The organism is Bartonella sp. AA74HLJMH (assembly GCF_042197045.1).
Taxonomy (GTDB): domain Bacteria; phylum Pseudomonadota; class Alphaproteobacteria; order Rhizobiales; family Rhizobiaceae; genus Bartonella.
Genome location: NZ_JBHIRJ010000002.1, coordinates 8,691 through 26,220 on the forward strand (window position 1 = coordinate 8,691; position 17,530 = coordinate 26,220).

Here is a 17,530-nt window from a genome sequence, read left to right on the forward strand (position 1 = left end):
AAACCCATCTCAAAGGGGAAAACCCATCTCAAAGGGGAAAACCCATCTCAAAGGGGAAAACCCATCTCAAAGGGGAAAACCCATCTCAAAGGGGAACTAAAAAACTTTGAAAGCGTTTAACAGTGAAGAAGCCCCTAGGCTGACAAATTGGAGTCCGCTCTGTCAACCTGTCATTTGGAAAATAATTGATGAATCCCCTTGTTTTTATCCTCTTATTAGTTTCATGTACAGATGATTTTAATAGTTGCTATTCGAACAATACAATGGTTAAAATCTATCCCACGGCTCAAGCTTGTGAACAGGCCATGGTCCCGTCCACAAAAAAGTTTGCACTTTATGGACAACAAATTTTTGCCCAATGTATAAACGTACATGCAAATTTGCATCAACAAGAAGTAAGCTTGATCTGGTCTGTAACAAACCATGGAAATTTTCTTCTTAAAAGCCAAAACGTAAAGGACAAGCTGTCTACAGTCCACAAAGAAGATATTTTACCAACATCGCTTCCTCTTTTACATTCTTCTTCCACAAACCTCTTGCACAAAAAACTTTAAAAGCATAAACCCATCAGATCTCAAAAAAAATAATCAATGAAAGACATGATGGATAATAAGCGAATGCACCCTTCAAAAGACCATCACACAGAGCAAAATTCTCTGCCTCAAGATCTCCCTTTAGACCCTGCCGTAGAACGAGTGAGAAAAAAACTTATGGGTTTAATGATTATTTCCGTTTTAATAACGCTTTTCCTTATTCTAACCGTACTGTTTTTAATTGTTTATAAAGTGATAAAAACCGGATCAGCGCCAAAACAAACAGAGCTATCTTCCTCTCTCAGCAAAAACCCACACGTTATCCATCATACGCTCTCTCTACCGGAAAAAACACAGATTTTGTCGCAAAGCCTCTCAGAACACAATATTGTACTGAAAGTTTTAACCCCTGATGGACAAACAAAATTTATGATTTACAATTATCACACCGGTGCACTTGTCTCCATTCTTTCTGTTGAAACAACAAAAGAGAGAGCGAAGATAATGCCCCATTAAGAAAACTAACATCAATAAGCGCTGACATAGCATTCTGAAGGTTTAAACATTTTCTGCAAGCCGGCATTATCACACGCTTTACCAACTCGTGGATGTTGCCCACAATCCTTGGCGCTAGAGAGAGTTCATAAGAGCCATTTTTATTCCTTCTTATACAAATTTATCCACACGGGCTCTCCCCGTTTGCAACGTGCAAGCGAATGGTTTTTGTTGATCCAACATGGAACAAATTTGGAAATGAGAGAATTCTAGGGGTTTAGGGGCTCTCACCTAACATTCAAAACAATGAATTATTATTATAAATCAATGTGATAAGTCTTAAATATTCACCACACGGGCGACGGCGCGTTTTTTACTGTATCCCCTCACTTAAATCTTGGAAAAGAAGAAACCTTTCTGTCAACGCATTCCCATTTTAAGAAAACTGACATCACTTGGGAAAAGCTAATAAACGTGCAAGAAATACCTCTTCTTGAGTGCAAAAATTCAACATATTAATTTATAGTGATGATTTATTTTGCATGTCAAACGAGAATCTCAAATACTATAAGATTCTCCCTTTCAAATCTGTTCGTAAGAAACTGAATCAAAATCATTTCTTTACATATCCCAGCAAGAAAATGGATGAATAAAAATACCTCTTATGAATGATCCGGTATCAAAAGAAGAACTGTTGCAACATTGAAAATTAAAGCAATAACGCCCAGCTTACATCTTTTATTAAGCAAAGATAGCCGATGAATTTCACATAATAGAATTCATGAACACCAACGCGAAATGGGCATGGATACATTGAATAATATTAAATATAAGTGGGAATTAAATAAAACAACGACATTGCGTTTTTCATAAAAGAACTGCCTCTTAAAATACACGGATGCGGTTTTCTCTGTATTCCCTCACTTAAATCCCAGCAAAGAGGCAATCTTTTCTGTCAACACCCTTTGTTAAGTCTCAATACTGCCCGTGAAAATCTAAAGAAAGCGCAAGAGGCTTCTTGAGTATATACAATTTACTATCATGATACCAATAACATCACCACAAGCGCTTATACAGCACCTTTCAGGTTTAAACATTTCCCTCTGCTTCAAGATTGACCACTTGAGCGACGGCGTGGTTTTCTCTGTATCCGCTTACTTAAATCTCAGCAAAGAGGCAATCTTTTCTGTCAACAGCCTTCGTTAAGTCTCAATACAGCCCCGTGAAAACTCAAGGAAAGCGCAAGAAGCTTCTTGAGTATATTATAATTTATTATCATGATACCAATAACATCACCACACAAGCGCGCTTACACAGCACCCTTCAGGTTTAAACATTTTCCTCTGCCTCAAGATTGACCACTCGGCGACGGCGTGGTTTTCTCTGTATCCCCTCACCTAATCCAGGCAAAGAAGAATCCTCTTTTGTTGCTGTTTTTGTTGCTGTTGATGCATCTCCATTGCTAGAGCTTTCTGCTGTTGTAAGTGAAAGCTCAAGAGATGATTCATCTTGAGTCCGTACAGTACGTCGACGAGGAGAACGACGTATTTTTTTGACAGGTTCAACATTTTTCTCAGAGAGGCAGTGCTCTTGATCTGTTTTTTCATCCGATAGAGCCTCTAAAGCGTTTTCACGCGCATCCCCATTTTGCGCTTTATCATATTGGCCATTGCCATTTTTTTGCGACGACATTTGTAATACATCTGTATCACCCTCGACAGCATCCTTTTTTTCACCATCAAGATTTATTTCACCGCATTCTTGCCCATTGTTTTCATCACGATTTTCGTTTTCATCACCACGATTTTCATCACGCCGAACCGATTGAGACATTTGCCCAGCTGCTGCTAAAATAATACGCAAATAGTGCTCGGCATGTTGTAAATAATTTTCCGACATAACACGATCACCTGCACCTTGTGCATCACGCGCAAGGCTTATGTATTTATCGGCAATTTGCTGAGCATTCCCGCGAATTTTAACATCCGGACCGCTACTTTCATAATTGCGAGACAACGGATTAGGACCGCGACGATTATTATTGTTATTACCATTATTGTTATTATTGCGACCGCGTACCCGTCTATTTTGTTGTGGCCTCATCTTTATCCCTTTTTGGAGTGTTTGTCTTATGTGTGTCTTAATTGACGCTTCCTCATTACATTATCTTTTGATAATGCTGATCATGTTTAACATACGATTATCAAGCTATCCGCGTTTATTTCACTCAAACGAACCCTACTGATATTGATAAAAGCATATATTTTCTTGAAAATCACAAAACAGCAGGGAAATCGTAAATCAAAAATTCCCTTTTTCTCTGTCAAACAGCAGAAACCTAATGATGTTCACGTAAAATGCCAAGTGTTTTTTTTAAAATAAACCATATTTCACTAAAAAAAATAATTATCTTGTGGAAAACAAAAAGGAAAACACACATATAACACACCTGACAAAGAAAAAATTCCTGCCAGAGAATAGTAGAAGCTTCCTTTTTTGCTCTAAAACCACCGCTCCTAAAAACGCCGATATTCTCTACCCCCTCGTGCATTTAACTCACAAGCACTTCCATCCCAACGAGTCACTGCGCGAACCTCTTTATTTTATAAATATAGCCTCTCTTCATCGCTAAAGCAACCCCTTGCGAGCGATAATCCACGATCGCCTCACAAAACCTCTTAACTTTTATAGATAGATTAACACGAAGTATTATTCAAGCCCTATAATCACCAAGAGATCAATCTTCTTTCCCAAAAAAGTCAATGATACTATCAATTTTTATTTTAACCCATAGAGTTTTTAAGTTAATCACAGTTTTTATTTATAACAAATTGAGCTTAAAAACAAAATATTTAAATACAAAAAAATATCAAATTATGAAAAAAACGACCAATATGTCACACTTTTTTAAAAATCAGCTTCTTCTCAAAAAAATACCCTCCTCAAAGCCTATCAATAAGAATGGCCTAACGTATTTCCTTACTTATCTTTTCTGATAAAGAAAACTAGAATTATAAAACAAGCACATTTTTAAACCCAGCACAGCGCTTTACGCATGAAGAAGCCGTAAATGTTTATAAAAGGAATGTTTTTTTACTCATTTTTGTCATGTCTATTGACTTACACCCTCAAAGAATGAAGGTTCTCAAATCACACTGGTCTGTTAACAATGAAAATACTTATAAAATTCATACACTAAATTGATTTGTAATGATAATTCATATTTTTTGTGTTGAATAAGAAAATTAATACCGTAGGATTTTTCATCCTCAATCTGTTTGCTGTTGAATCAATCTCTTTTTCTTGCATGTTACATGTGGGAAAACCTGCGTGGAGTAAAAACGATAAAAAGACTAAAAGTGCCTCTTATGAACCGTCTCTAAGGCTAAAGGGTTGTCGAGAGCACCATTGGGAGCGAGCAAAGTGTGAGATAGTACCGGCTTATTCTTTGTTTAAACCATAAAGATGAACTTGCTTTATAAATTTTATACATTTCATGATGGTTTTACCATTATACCATTCACCAAAACCATCACGAAATGGATTTCCCACACTTGTTATTTCCCTTAAAAAAGCGCAACAAATCCTCCTGAAACTCCACCACGCCCCCTTAAACATTTCAAGGAGGCCATCCATACCTTATGTCGCCACACCTTAAATAAGAAGTTCGATATAACAAGATAAATAAATCAAGCTGCTATTGGTCATGAGGCAGATAGTCATTTAAGAGGCTTTTATCTTTTTATCAAAATTCGCATCCTTTTAACTTTCCATATAAAAACTTAAAAGTAATTGCGCCTTTTGCCTGTTTTATTTTCTCTTTCATTCAGAAAACAGTCTCGTAAGAGAAAATAATTTCCATCCCCAGGACGGACCCTCGTCAAACATTGTTTTTTAGCACTATCAGAAAGCTTATCCCACATTTCACGAATAGCAAAATAGGCCTCACTTTCCAAATTAAGACAATGCTGATAAACCTCTCTTTTCATATCGGGCATAACGGAGGCAGAAATTTCCTTGCAATATACGCGTAGATCAAAAACAGGAATAACCAATTCAACGGGCGCTTGTTGTGTTACTTTTTTATGAGAAGAAAAATAACTAACCACCTTTGCAACAACAAAACACAAAAACACTATACAAAAAAGTATTATGCAAACAAAAGCAATCTTGCGATATAATCTTTTGAAATAAGCCTTTTGTCTTGCTCGGATTCTTTTTTCCATAAAGATTATACCCTTTAATATCCCAAGAGAAGCTTTTACAGCAAAAAATGATAGAAGTATCTGTGTACACAATACAGGTTATAGCCGCAAACGATCAAGACTCTTATGTCAAAAGACTCTCTTTTTTACCGTATAATTCTTATCGTATATAATTCTTATGAAACACTTTTCTCATGCCCTTTATGAAAAAATAGGGCTGATGATTTTCTCTCACCACTTTTAAAGACGAAGATTCTTCATCCATGCGGATCTATAAACAATTCGTCTTTGTTAAAACACATCACATTGATTTACAAAGAGTATTTATTGTTTTGCACGTTGAATGAGAAACCCGAACACCATAGGATTCTCTCATTCCAAACCTGTTTATGTTAAATCAACCAAAACCATGTCGCTTACAAGTTACAAGCGGAGCTAGCATGTGGATTAAAAACTGTATAAGAAAGGCATATGCCTCTTATGAATCGTCTTAAGTGTCAAAGACCGTAGCAAAATTGGGAGCGAGCAAATACACTGATAGTACCCGGCTTGCCTCTACATAAGCGTAAAGATGGGAGTGCTCAATGGATTTACCGTTATTCACCACACAAACACTTCATATATAAAATCTTATACGCCTTCTATTACCGCCCCCTCAAAAAGCAGTCGCTAAAACAAGATAAGAGATTATAGATGTAAAACTCCTAACAAAAAAGAATGGACTTTCTAATCGAGATCAACAAACACTGTTAAAGACACATTTGCATTTTTGATCATGCTGGCATGTATGATAATGGCCCTTCAAATGCGCCACCATTTTATGCTTCACCTCATATCATTCTCCGTCAAACAGTAACAAGATTCTTTAACTATTCAACGCCCCCCAACCAAAGCAAAGAAACCAAACCCAGACGCCTGCATTTTTATTTGAATCTTCCCTATTGGGATAAAACACACAAGAATTTAAAGATTTCACTGCAAAATGAAATCACAAAATACAATAATGAGAAAAATATCCAAAGCCATCTCAATAACAAATATATAGCGCCCCTGTTATTAGAAAGTAAAAAAGCCGCACCATTTAAAGGCGCGGCTTATGAATAGAGATATAACTAAATAAAATACAAAAGAAATCAATAATAAATACTTATACACAAAATGTATAGTATTGCAAGCTTTTTAATTATATTTATAAAAATATCCAAAAAGAGTATAAATAATGATACATTCGTATTGAGGAGAACTGTTTATAACAATACACTTTCTAAAATAAAAACGTATCCAATAAATCAAAATACTTTGTAGCTTTATCTCAATATAATCCATGAAAAAACACACATGATTTAAGTCCATAATTATAATAAGACCCGTTCTTTTACGCTTGTAAAAGCTGGTTTTTCTTAACTTACATTCACCACTTCAAAAGATGAAGATTCTTCACCCAATCTGATTTATCAACAGCCCAGATTGCAGTGGGGTCCATTTGGCTTTTTCGTATGTGATTGATTTAAACTTAAAGCTCAACAAATAAGCCTGCCTTAAATATTTGCCACGCCCTTTAAAAAACACTTTTTGTATCATGGAAGCTCTTACAAAGAGACTTGCCTTATATCATCACACCTGAAAGGACAGTCTTTACAGCATAAACAGGATAAGACAAATCAACAACCGCTTGTACAATCTTGTCTGATAAGAAAACAAGTGAAACGTTAGCCTTCAAGCCTGCTCCAACAGTACAGCATTTCTCTTCTTTATAAGAAAAGACACAACGATACGCATGATTTTTTTATAGGCATTTTTCTGCTTTTGTCCTTTTGGCAATTAACATTTTCTTTTTATGGGATTTTTAACAAATTAAAATTGCGAGGAACTGCACTTTTTCTCTTTTAAAAAAGCGTAAAAATGGCAATTTTTTATAGAGTTAAAATCATCAAACGCTCTATCCAAAAGCTTTTTAAAATGATTGCACGATTTTTTATCTTTTTAAAGCTTCTTTTGCCATGCGTTTCTATTTGGGCATGGCTCCTTGCTCTGTAGGCTTTAAAAACTTACCCTTAGATTTCAATATGCGCCCTACTCTCCCCAACAACGCATGATCAACTTATCCAGCAACAACGCTTCTCTATCAATTTTTACCATTTTTTAACATCTCAAACAGAGTGCAATTCCAGGCTCCACCGAAGATATAAATTAGGTTTATCTGATCTATAGCTTCACCCCATACATATTGTTATGATCACTCTATTCTATTTTTCCTTATCTAACAAAGAAGAAATCTCTCTAGAATGCTCAACACTGATGTTTTGAGTAACACTACTGTGTATTTCTAGCGGTTTATGTGCTGTAAATTTTGAAATAAAAGAGCTGTAGTCTATTTTTGGCGCCTCGTATATTGGAGAAAAAAATATGTCTCCAGCGGACGATGATTCTGTTTTAATTTCTGGTGCGCTCACAAAACTGTTTGGTGTCGTTATTCCACCACTCACAACACTATTAATACTGTCTTGCTTCTCTTCTTTCTCATTTTTTTTCTGTTCGACATTGGTAAGATCTAGAGCATTTAATTTTTTTTCTAAAGCATCCATGCGCTTTGCAATTTTTGTAATATCTTCATATGCTTTCTTCAACAATGCGTTTAAAGGAGCATGTCCCATTCTTCCGCTAGCATAAAGAACCACACGAATACATTCCGGATCATCAATATCAGCAATAGAAAATGGAAAAAGTGCCATTATATCCCCCTTTTTGATAAGCTAAACGCGTATTAAGGCATTTGCATCTCTTTTTTCGTTGTACGGCTCTTGCATTTCTCAGAAAACCTCAGAAAACCATATGAAAAGCTTTTGAAAAAAAATTCCTCATCGAAAATTTTTACAAGGTATTTTTTTAGATTATACTCTGTTTTCCACCTAAAATGATGATTTTACCACCTAAAACCAAAGAGAAATGCATGTCACCTTGCATGCTGTATCAACCTTTCCCAAAAGAACAAAGCCCACACCGGTCTTTAAATAATGGCAATCAATAAACAATGGTTTGTAAACAATCTGGCTTCTTATCTAACAGATTTGACTTGGCTTCCCCCTTCAAACGCATCCTTGTAATGTATCCCCTGTCCAGAGTTACTCTACAAAAAAATGCTGCGTTAGGAATACGCACAGACGAAAAACACCCCATGCATAAAATTTTAACCGCATCTCAAACAATGGTATTTTACAACACAACGGGATAAACTATTGTCTTATAGATTTTTCTCGTATCACTCTCATCCCGTTTCAAGAAGTTGCCTGATAAGCACAAAATGCCATCTCAGAGGGTTCAATGCCTCACCATGTACTACAACGCATCGCCAACCTGCTGCTCTTGCCAACAGTGCACCCATTTTGAAAACAAAGAGTGGCTTTTTTCCTACACGCTTAAAAAAGAAAGCGCTCCATTTTGCCTTTTCTCGCTTTAAATAAACATATCCGTTGACCTCTTCCCACCACCTCAAAGGACGAAGATTTTAGCCCCAATCGGTTTGTAAACAATCCAACTCCTCTGAAGGGGCTCCATATCTGCTCATTATTTATATGATTCACTTGCATAATACTTAACCAAGCAAATCCTCACCAGAACAGTTGCTAATGTATTAAATACTTTAAGCTATCTTACTGATATCACCAGCTTTAATAATAGTGTTTTAATGACGGTATTTTACGCTATAATAGGATAAAATTATCTAGGGGCTTTTTGTCATCGCACAGCAGCGGTTTAAACCCAGCACTTGAAATAATGGATCACGATATCACAAAAGAGAGGCATTTGAGCTAAAATATTGATTCTTCAGAAAAAACGCCATGAATAAAGAAAGTTTTTTGTTCTCCCTCTACCTTCAATAATCACTGTCTTGATCCTCTAAAGAACAATAGGCAAACTTACCTTTAGACATCCAACAAAGGCAGCACAAAAAATAAAATAATAAAGAGAGTTGAGTTTTTTCTAAAGCGCCTCAAAACTTTCTGCACAATATATTCTATAAGACTTTATATTCAATAAGACTTTTTTTCATAACAAACATTTTAGCATTTTTATCTTTCTCTCACACAGCTTTCATTCTCAGGCTTTGACAGCATAAACCACCGCCATATTGACGGGGCGTGTTTCATCACCCCCTGTTTTTTGCAACAAGACCTTATGTTCATGCTCTCCCGCAGCCTTCGTTAACCGATCTTTATTGTAGACTTGAGCCAGATGTCTATAATATTCACCGTGATTCATATCCCAAACTACCTCGTCAATCATTGGATAACTATGCTGGTGGTTACCTGTTGAATCTGTTTTTCCCTCATGGGTATGGGATTGAAAAGACTCTTCTTGTCGGCTTCCCAAGCGACGTCCTTTATCAATTTCTTTTCCACTATCGAGCCCCCGTAAAAACATTCCACGCAAATCGGGAACATTGAATGTTGTTCTCCCGTCTCCTTTTCCCCATGTTTCTCCCAGAACAGCAAAGAGATTAGCATAGTTCCTTCGCGAATATTCTTTACCATTACACAGTAACCATCCAGAGGGTATTTTTTCTGTAGCAAAAGTCCCGATAAATCCAGAAGAAAAAGTTTCAGGCAAAGGAGGAAAGGGCGGAATTTCAGGAAGTTTTATAGTAGGATTGGTTAAAAACCAGCCATCAGCATTTTTTCCGGCAATATCACGCGTATAGACGACTTCATAAAGCGCCCCTTTTTGAATTTCTCCGCCCTTTAAAGGCATAATACCCTCTGGTGTTGCCATATAAGTTGGTCGTGGTAGCAATTGATTTAAAGAAATATTTGTTATTCCTCTGTTGACGCCTTGTGCTTTAAAGCGCACAACAATGCCATCCATATAAGTCTCAAAAAAAGACTTTGTTTCCAAACGAAGTGACGTTCTCTCATTTTTCACATCGACAGTAAACTGTGTTTCAATCCCGCCCCCATTATCCAACAAATATTCTTTGATGCGTTGCATCATAGCGCGAGCACTATCATTGACTGTGCTTGGCGGTTGCCCTTCTGCCCAGTTTATACTCTCATCGGCATAAGCATTTTCTGATGCAACAATTGACCAATCATAAATCGAACTCATAGAAGATACTCTTTTTTCAAAAAGGGAAAACGAGCAAAAAATGAAGAAAAGAAAGCCGCAATTTTATTTTTAGATGCCGATATTTTCTCCATTTTCATTTTTTCCATTTTCAGTCCTATTTTGTCATAATCAACATGCAATAACTTTGTTTTCGCATTGACATAAACAGCTTCAGGGTTCACACGCAACACGTCTTGCGCCATAACGCCCTGATAACGTTGTGGATTTCCCTTATAATTAAAGGTATAAAGTGGATATCCCTTTTTCTGCCCCACAGGGATAATATTTTCTTTTGCTCTCACATCACAAAGCCCTAAAATTCCTCCGACCAATCCAAGTACTTGCTGCGCATCACGCAATGGATCTTTTGTCACAGAAGGCATTGTCGTGGATTTTCCTGAAGTCGTTCCGTAATTTCCAGCAGCCTGTGTCCCTACCTGTAACAAGCTTTGCAATCGGTTCCAATCTTGATTATCTTTTTCTGACCATTTTTGGCGTTCAGCATCTAAGACATTTTGGCGGTTTATATCTTGAATCATGCCCCCTTTCAAAGCATTGCTTTGCACGTTACTCTGTCCTTGATAATAGCTATTTGCCGCATTAACTTGATCATTCTGAGAGCGATCAATCATCTGGTTTGCATTCATCATATTGTTAATATCTTGATTATATTGCTGTGCTGCAGCATTTGTTGCCAAGGCGCCTAACTCATCGGCCAGCACACCAGTATGAGCCCCAGAACCATAACGTCCTGCTCCCGACATCGATTGATTAATTGCATCGGACGTTTTATTCAGAGCATTTTGCAATGCGGTATTAAATTTGCTATTGCTTCCAATCCAGCTTCCCTTAGCCATACCGGAAAGATTTGTAGCGCTGTTGGTTGGGGCATTCAACCATTGCGTTACCGTTGGATTGTTATAGAGCCCTGCTGCTTGTTGTAAACCGGTCAGCGCATTTTTGGTCATATTGCTAAGACCAGCGACTCTGTCTCCCTGATAAACGTTTCCGCCAATTCCTTTATTATAAAGTCCAAGTGCATCAGCACTGGCTTGTTTAAGAATATCAGCCGCCCAAGCAGGTGGAGCATTTGTTTGTGTTGTTGTTTGCACTTGAGGTGTGGTTTTTCTACTCATGGGTTCAGAACCTTTCTATATTGAATAAGATTACGAGAATATCCGTGATGAGCGAGCTTTTTCGCCCATCCAGTTCTTCCAAACATGTGCATTTCTTCAGCATTGATTGTTCGCGCCCATTTTTCGACTTCATCAATCAACTTGACCAATTTCAGCCCTCCCTCTCCAGCAAGATCAGAGAGAACGACGCATTTTTTCCCCGTATGGGTTATTTCAACTTTGGTAATTGCAAAAGCACTAAATTGGATTTTATTTTTTAAGACCAGCCACAATTGTGCTTGTCCTGTAGCGATTTCTTCAGCAATTTTTTCCAGACAAACATCATCCGGAAAGCGCTGAACATATTTTTTCAATGCAGCATTGAGAGCCTCTTGATAGGGAGCTATTTTTTCCCATGACCACTGCTCTGTCAGATGAGCAGAATATAAATCTTGACTCTCTTGCATCATAATTTTAGCTCTTTTAGCTTTGTCATTTCCCTCATTTGAGCAATACGCATCCCCATGCATACTTCACGCATTCCATGCCCCCCGCACAATAAAAGAAAAAAAGCCCCATCATCCCTTTGTCACAACAAAGAGGGAACTTTTTTCTTTATAAAAATAAACCATGGTGCAGCCTATTTTCCTTTATCGCAGAAAAGCATGAAACATAACGCACCACCTTGTTCTTCATATTATAAAGACACAGCTTATCGCATTGTGCCTTTGTTTATAAAGGCTTGGGAAGTCTATGGGGCATTTGTTCTTTAATAATAGAGGTTTGAGCCTATCGCATGGTATTACAAAAGGGCATGCCTATCGCATGCCGGCCCGCGTCAATTCCACATCAAATCCAGTGACATGAGTCCAATTCACCCCTTCAGGAATACGCAATTTAAAGCGATAAAACCGTGCCCTTGCACGACAATGAATTTGTCCAGTATTATAAGAGGGCTGTTTTTCTGGCAACCAAACAGTTTCCTCTTCAAGAGATTGTCGAAAGCGCATTCCCACAGACAAATAAAACTTTCCACTATTGACTTGAGGCATAATATTTTTCACCCGTGTTATCCTGCCATTTGTCTGCCCCATTTCTTGTGATGTCACGACACAAGCCATAGGACACCCAGAAAACGAACCCAGTCTCCCCTGTTGATCAAATGCCCCCAGAATAGGCGATTCATTTTTCCAAGCTTTACTATCAAGAGAAAAGGACAAGTCATCAATATTCTTAGTCACAAAATCAAGACCTTCTAGGGTTGTTCCGGCTAAGAAAATAGGCAATATCATTTTGATATCGACGAGAGCTTTTGTCCATTTTTGCAATCCCCAATCATAAATGAGCAAGATACGTTTATGAAGATTCTCATCAGAATCAACCATCCAATAAACACGATTATACACCCCATCGATAGCAGCAGATAGAGTGTACAGATTATCCTTCCTTGATTTTGCGGTCATCGTTCGATCGACTTTTTCGAACCCAATGGGTATAATCTGTCCCTCATTTGTTATTTGATAAAACCCGCCCTCATCGGCAAAGAATGCTAAATCGCCTCTACAAACAATTGATTCAGCATTTTTTGCGCCTCGTTTATCGTGGATTTTTTGGAAACTAAAAATAATCTTAGAGCCAGGGATAAAAGAACCGGCATAGATTGCAGAACGCATAAAGATAATTGGATTTGTTGTCTCCGTTGCCCCTTGGACGAATCCGCCATCAGGAAAATCTTGATAATCACAACTTTTTTTCCCCACGGTCCAAAATTCAGCATCATTTAATCCAGACCAATGAACCCTTCTTGGATACTCGGTTAATTTCATCAAACAAACGAAATCTCCCCAGACACGAACAATCCCTGCCTGTGGTGGATTTCCTCCTAAATTTCTAAATGTTTTATCATGGTTAATATCAATCACTTGTGGTTTATCATTGGCATTCACCGCAATGATCAAATCACCAAACAAAGCAAAAGACCACGGAGCATCAACATTAGCCAGATAAGGTTTTCCTTTTTGGCTAATATCTTTCCAGTTCATTGTTGTATTATCAAGCAAGTAGATTTTTTCTCTTGTCCCGACAATAATAGAAACTCCATTTTTTGTTTTAACCGCAAGAGTGCCTAAAATTGGCTCCGGACAAGGCTCTGATAAAGGTTCAAAACTTGGCATAGGGATATAGGAGCCATCCGCTGGGAGCACATTAACAAGTTCATCGGTAAAAATTCCATTGATATCCGCCACATCGGGTCGATAATCAGCGATTGGGAAAAAAGCCATCAAGACCCCCATAAAATCTTTGAAGAGCCCAGTGCCATTCAAAACACCAAGGCTTATTGATAAAAAACCACAAAAGCCCTTAAAACTCTAAAGGCATAAAATTCAACAAAATAAACAACCTAAAGTTGTTTAACGCACCAAAAAAAACGATACCATAAATAATGGCCACCCCAACGCCATCCACCAGCGCCAAACCAAAATCAACTGCCCGCAAATCAACCCCCACAATGACGGGGGAAAGAGCCATCAAAAGCCCCCCATAAAACCTTTGAAAAGCTCAGTGCCATTCAAAACACCAAGGCTTATGGATAAAAAACCACAAAAGCCCTTAAAACTCTAAAGGCATAAAATTCAACAAAATAAACAACCTAAAGTTGTTTAACGCACCAAAAAAAACGATACCATAAATAATGGCCACCCCAACGCCATCCACCAGCCCTTCACCATCAACACCCAACGCGTGTATCCAGCCATAAGTGACAAACCAGCCACCAGTGCCAAACCAACCTTCAACGCCAGCCATAAACGATTTGGAAAAAAGTCTTTTAAAAACGCATTGGGCGAATCTTTGAAGAACCTTTTCGGCGCGATGTTTCAATGCGCAAAGCTTGAAGCTGTTCTTGAAAATCTCTGAAAGAAACGGCGGCATATTCAGGATCTTTAAGAATATTTTTATAAAGTTCATATTTTGCCCGTGCTTTAATAAGATCAAAAGCATAAATCAACCAAGGGTTATCATCCTCTTTCAGCTGTTCATCAGCAAAATGAACAGGAGCATAAGAAAGCTGTACAGCTTCCACATGTTCTGGTGTTGGAAAGAGTCCTATTTTTTGATCAAGGTAGGTATAAAAGAATGGCGTTCCTAGCGCAGGATGCATACCATATTGTTGATGCAACACTTCCAAGGGCTTAAAGAACAACTTTGTTGGTGTTGCACTCTTTGTTACTAAAAAGACGCCCTCCAAACTCTTTTCTGCTTCAATAAAAACCCCTTCTTCTTGCCCATACCATGTTTTACCACTTTGTGTTTTAAACGTCCTTTCTCTTTTTTCATTAAAGAAAAAGGGTTCGCGTTCACACAAACGCAAAGCCGTAAAAATTGAATCTTGAATTTGCAGGGAATATTCCGCTGTTGTATCGTCAATTTCATCTTGAATAAGCGCGACCATATAAGCAAGCGTTTTAGAATGGTCTGAATGTGTAAGGTTTAGATTTTGGGGATCAGTGGATAAAGTGGTCATAGGCCTGTCCTTGTTTCTGGAAGCATTTTAAATTTTTCCCCCAACAGATCCCTCTTGTTGGGGGAAGAGAGCAAGCGTTCGCTTTAAGCGGGTGCTCCATAAGTTGGAATGACAATAGTGCCAAAATCCTGAGCCCCTTGCGTACTTCCTGGCAAGGTAAAGCAAGTTTTTTTCATACCAATAATGGTTTTTGCCGCAACCCCGAATTCTCTTTCATAGTCGAAGAGTTCCTCCACCAATTTATAGCGTGTCGCCCCTCGATCTTTACCAAAAGCAATCACAGCACTCTGCGCACCAAGCAGAACAGCCCGCCGCACATTTGGTACAGCTTTGTTAGCGGTTCCAGCTTCGACCCCTTCGGTAATATGTTCAGCTTCGCGCAAAACCACACCATTATACATGCCCAAAGACCCATCATAGAGCGGATTTTTGATACGACTTCCACTATAGATTGCCTTAGTAATGTCGAGCCATTGCCCCGCATCAGTATTGGTTCGCAATTGTGTCACTTGGGTTGGATGTAGATAAAGCACATAGACATTTTCGCCATCAATCCGCACAGGTCTAATTTTAGGATTTGCCAATTTAGCCCGTTCAACTGCTTTATCAATCAAGCTGAGATCAAAAACATCGTCTTCTTTTAAGTCCTCATCTTTTGCTTTATCATTAGGACGTACCACACGTTTATTGGTTGGTGCCGTTGGCGCATTAAACCCATAATGAACTGGTTTAAGGGTAATCGTGCGTCCCTCAAAGTTAATTGTTTTTGCGGTATACCCGCAAACTTGAATGAAGAACATCATACTCAGACGATCTGCATACCAATCAACCAAACCATTTTTTGCCTCGGTGCGCAAATCATGGAGAATTCGTTGTTGATCAATCGTTCCCTCATTTTTGACACGCACAGCATGAACGAGTTCATTAATTGCCAAGCGATCATTGAGAAACTGTAAAGCTTCTTCATTGCCTTCCAATGTCTGCCCTTCGCTCACCCCATCGCCTAGCAACTGCACACGCAAATTAAAGCTAATAGCATCCCCACTTGCTTTCGTGGTTTCATCTTTTAATTGTACGATACTGTTTGAATCATTTCCAATCAACGGTGCAATTGGAAGTGCTTTTGAGACTTCTTGGTTTAGTAATTTAGACCATGTGCGCACTGCCATTGGGTCATTAAGTCCGATATAAGTTACAGTCATTTTGTCCTCTAAAAGTTTTATTGACATAAAAAACCCGGCAAAGCGCCGGTTGTTAAAACACCACATTTCATTTCAAATGGTGAATAGGTTGTTTGTGAGTTTTATCTAATTTCTGTTAGCGTCTGCCTCCCCCTTATAAGAGCTCTCCTCTCCACATCCGTGTTTAAGAAATCCCCTAGCATTCTCCTGCGCCAAAAGCCTCTTAACATTCCCGCAAAAAACACTCCCCCACATTCTCCTGCGCTAAAAGCCTCTTAACTTTCCCGCAAAAAACACTCCCCCGCATTCTCCTGCGCCAAAAGCCTCTTAACTTTCCCGCCCCCCTCTCATTCTTGTTTTTAAAATTCTCTTCCCCCCATTAAACGATTAAAAGCAGCTTTATTTTTAGGTTCAGCAACCCAAGCGCTAAACTCTGCTTCTGACATTTTATCAAGCATATCCAAAGAAATCGGCCCATTTGGCGTTAAACCGTTATAAGCAGCAAGAGTACGTGCAGAATTGTGTCTTTCCTGTAAATTTTCACCCATGTTATTGGGAACATTTGTGTAGCCAATTTTTTGTGCAATAGAGTAAATCACTTCAGCCGGATTTTGATTTTTTTGCGCACAATCGCGCAAGATCTGCTTCAACTCATCACCAATCAACGCATCAATATTTTTGGGATCGGCCATCTCAGGATAGAGCGAAGCACAAGCTGCCAACTGTTTAGCCCTCGTTTCATAAATAAAATCAGCTGCTTGATCAAAATCATGATGCTTTTGTTTAACACTAGCAACAGACTGCTGAAAAAACGCATGTAACTGTTCTGCTTCCAAACCAAGAGAAGGCTGTTGTTTTTCATGTAAAAGCCCTTTTTTTTGGAGTGTTTTTCCCAACCATTGCATATAGCCCATAAAGTCTTTTTGTGGATCTGGTGGAGCATCTTCTCCCCCTTGAACCTCTTTTCCAGCCTTTTGCGAAGAGTCCTGTTGTTGATGCATTTGCCCTTGAAAATTATCTTCAAGAGTTTTTTCTTCTCTTCCAATTTCACCATTTTCTCTCTCTTGTGTTGAGACCAGAAAATCTTGTTTCAATTGGTTTTGTTCTGCCGGCGTTAAGTGTTCTTGATCCATGACATTAGCCTTCTCTTTTTTTAAACAATAAAATCAAATTTTTCAGATAAAACAGCCCCATAAGCATTTACCGCTTAATGCTTACCCATCATCACTTAGGCTCCAGCATTCTCCTCACATGGCTCCCCCACCATGACAGCAAAACACCTCCCACCATATCCCCGCCGTGACAGCAAGACTCTATTAAAGATGTTTCCCAACACCAACACTACGACTCAACACAACAGCTCTTCTGAGATAAA

At 38.4% G+C, this 17,530-nt stretch carries 15 protein-coding genes; 3 read left to right on the plus strand and 12 right to left on the minus strand.

The window, feature by feature from the left end; translation table 11 throughout:
- Positions 1 to 188: 188 nt before the first annotated feature.
- Positions 189 to 554 carry a hypothetical protein gene (locus ACFINH_RS01480; protein ID WP_375632088.1) on the plus strand — a complete coding sequence of 122 codons (366 nt, stop codon included), beginning with the start codon at positions 189 to 191 and terminating at the stop codon, positions 552 to 554.
- Between the two features lie 45 nt (positions 555 to 599).
- On the plus strand, positions 600 to 1,049 hold the full coding sequence (locus tag ACFINH_RS01485; RefSeq protein ID WP_375611689.1) for a hypothetical protein: 450 nt from the start codon (positions 600 to 602) through the stop codon (positions 1,047 to 1,049).
- A 1,308-nt stretch (positions 1,050 to 2,357) separates the two neighbouring features.
- On the opposite strand, the gene ACFINH_RS01490 is transcribed toward ACFINH_RS01485, so the two are convergent.
- Both ACFINH_RS01490 and ACFINH_RS01495 read right to left on the minus strand, forming a co-directional pair.
- Entirely contained in the window at positions 2,358 to 3,131 is a 774-nt protein-coding gene (locus ACFINH_RS01490; RefSeq protein ID WP_375611688.1) for a DUF4167 domain-containing protein, read from the minus strand.
- A 1,679-nt stretch (positions 3,132 to 4,810) separates the two neighbouring features.
- Positions 4,811 to 5,254, minus strand: coding sequence for a hypothetical protein (locus tag ACFINH_RS01495; RefSeq protein WP_375610680.1), 444 nt, complete (start codon positions 5,252 to 5,254; stop codon positions 4,811 to 4,813).
- 762 nt (positions 5,255 to 6,016) lie between these two features.
- Between ACFINH_RS01495 and ACFINH_RS01500 the strand changes: the two genes are divergently transcribed.
- The gene (locus tag ACFINH_RS01500; protein WP_375631824.1) at positions 6,017 to 6,337 is read left to right on the plus strand and encodes a hypothetical protein; all 321 of its coding nucleotides are present in this window, start codon (positions 6,017 to 6,019) and stop codon (positions 6,335 to 6,337) included.
- A gap of 1,142 nt (positions 6,338 to 7,479) precedes the next feature.
- Here ACFINH_RS01500 and ACFINH_RS01505 read toward each other — a convergent pair.
- The 10 genes from ACFINH_RS01505 to ACFINH_RS01550 all read right to left on the minus strand — a co-directional run bounded on the left by ACFINH_RS01505 (position 7,480) and on the right by ACFINH_RS01550 (position 17,288).
- Positions 7,480 to 7,965: a hypothetical protein gene (locus ACFINH_RS01505; RefSeq protein ID WP_375631825.1), complete on the minus strand. Its 486-nt coding sequence runs from the start codon at positions 7,963 to 7,965 to the stop codon at positions 7,480 to 7,482.
- Between the two features lie 1,366 nt (positions 7,966 to 9,331).
- On the minus strand, positions 9,332 to 10,336 hold the full coding sequence (locus ACFINH_RS01510) for a phage tail protein (protein WP_375631827.1): 1,005 nt from the start codon (positions 10,334 to 10,336) through the stop codon (positions 9,332 to 9,334).
- Positions 10,333 to 11,472, minus strand: coding sequence for a tail fiber domain-containing protein (locus ACFINH_RS01515; protein ID WP_375631829.1), 1,140 nt, complete (start codon positions 11,470 to 11,472; stop codon positions 10,333 to 10,335). The genes ACFINH_RS01510 and ACFINH_RS01515 overlap by 4 nt, the downstream gene beginning before the upstream one ends.
- The gene (locus ACFINH_RS01520; RefSeq protein ID WP_375631832.1) at positions 11,469 to 11,921 is read right to left on the minus strand and encodes a hypothetical protein; all 453 of its coding nucleotides are present in this window, start codon (positions 11,919 to 11,921) and stop codon (positions 11,469 to 11,471) included. Before ACFINH_RS01520 ends, ACFINH_RS01515 begins: the two co-directional genes overlap by 4 nt.
- Before the next feature lie 348 nt (positions 11,922 to 12,269).
- Entirely contained in the window at positions 12,270 to 13,733 is a 1,464-nt protein-coding gene (locus ACFINH_RS01525) for a hypothetical protein (protein ID WP_375631834.1), read from the minus strand.
- Positions 13,734 to 13,812: 79 nt separating this feature from the next.
- Positions 13,813 to 13,980 carry a hypothetical protein gene (locus tag ACFINH_RS01530; RefSeq protein WP_375631836.1) on the minus strand — a complete coding sequence of 56 codons (168 nt, stop codon included), beginning with the start codon at positions 13,978 to 13,980 and terminating at the stop codon, positions 13,813 to 13,815.
- 81 nt (positions 13,981 to 14,061) lie between these two features.
- Complete coding sequence (locus tag ACFINH_RS01535; protein ID WP_375631838.1) at positions 14,062 to 14,256, minus strand: hypothetical protein; 195 nt, start codon at positions 14,254 to 14,256, stop codon at positions 14,062 to 14,064.
- Positions 14,257 to 14,278: 22 nt separating this feature from the next.
- Positions 14,279 to 14,974 carry a hypothetical protein gene (locus tag ACFINH_RS01540; RefSeq protein ID WP_375631840.1) on the minus strand — a complete coding sequence of 232 codons (696 nt, stop codon included), beginning with the start codon at positions 14,972 to 14,974 and terminating at the stop codon, positions 14,279 to 14,281.
- An 83-nt stretch (positions 14,975 to 15,057) separates the two neighbouring features.
- Entirely contained in the window at positions 15,058 to 16,176 is a 1,119-nt protein-coding gene (locus tag ACFINH_RS01545) for a N4-gp56 family major capsid protein (protein WP_273791303.1), read from the minus strand.
- A gap of 338 nt (positions 16,177 to 16,514) precedes the next feature.
- The gene (locus ACFINH_RS01550) at positions 16,515 to 17,288 is read right to left on the minus strand and encodes a hypothetical protein (protein WP_375631842.1); all 774 of its coding nucleotides are present in this window, start codon (positions 17,286 to 17,288) and stop codon (positions 16,515 to 16,517) included.
- Positions 17,289 to 17,530 lie beyond the last annotated feature (242 nt).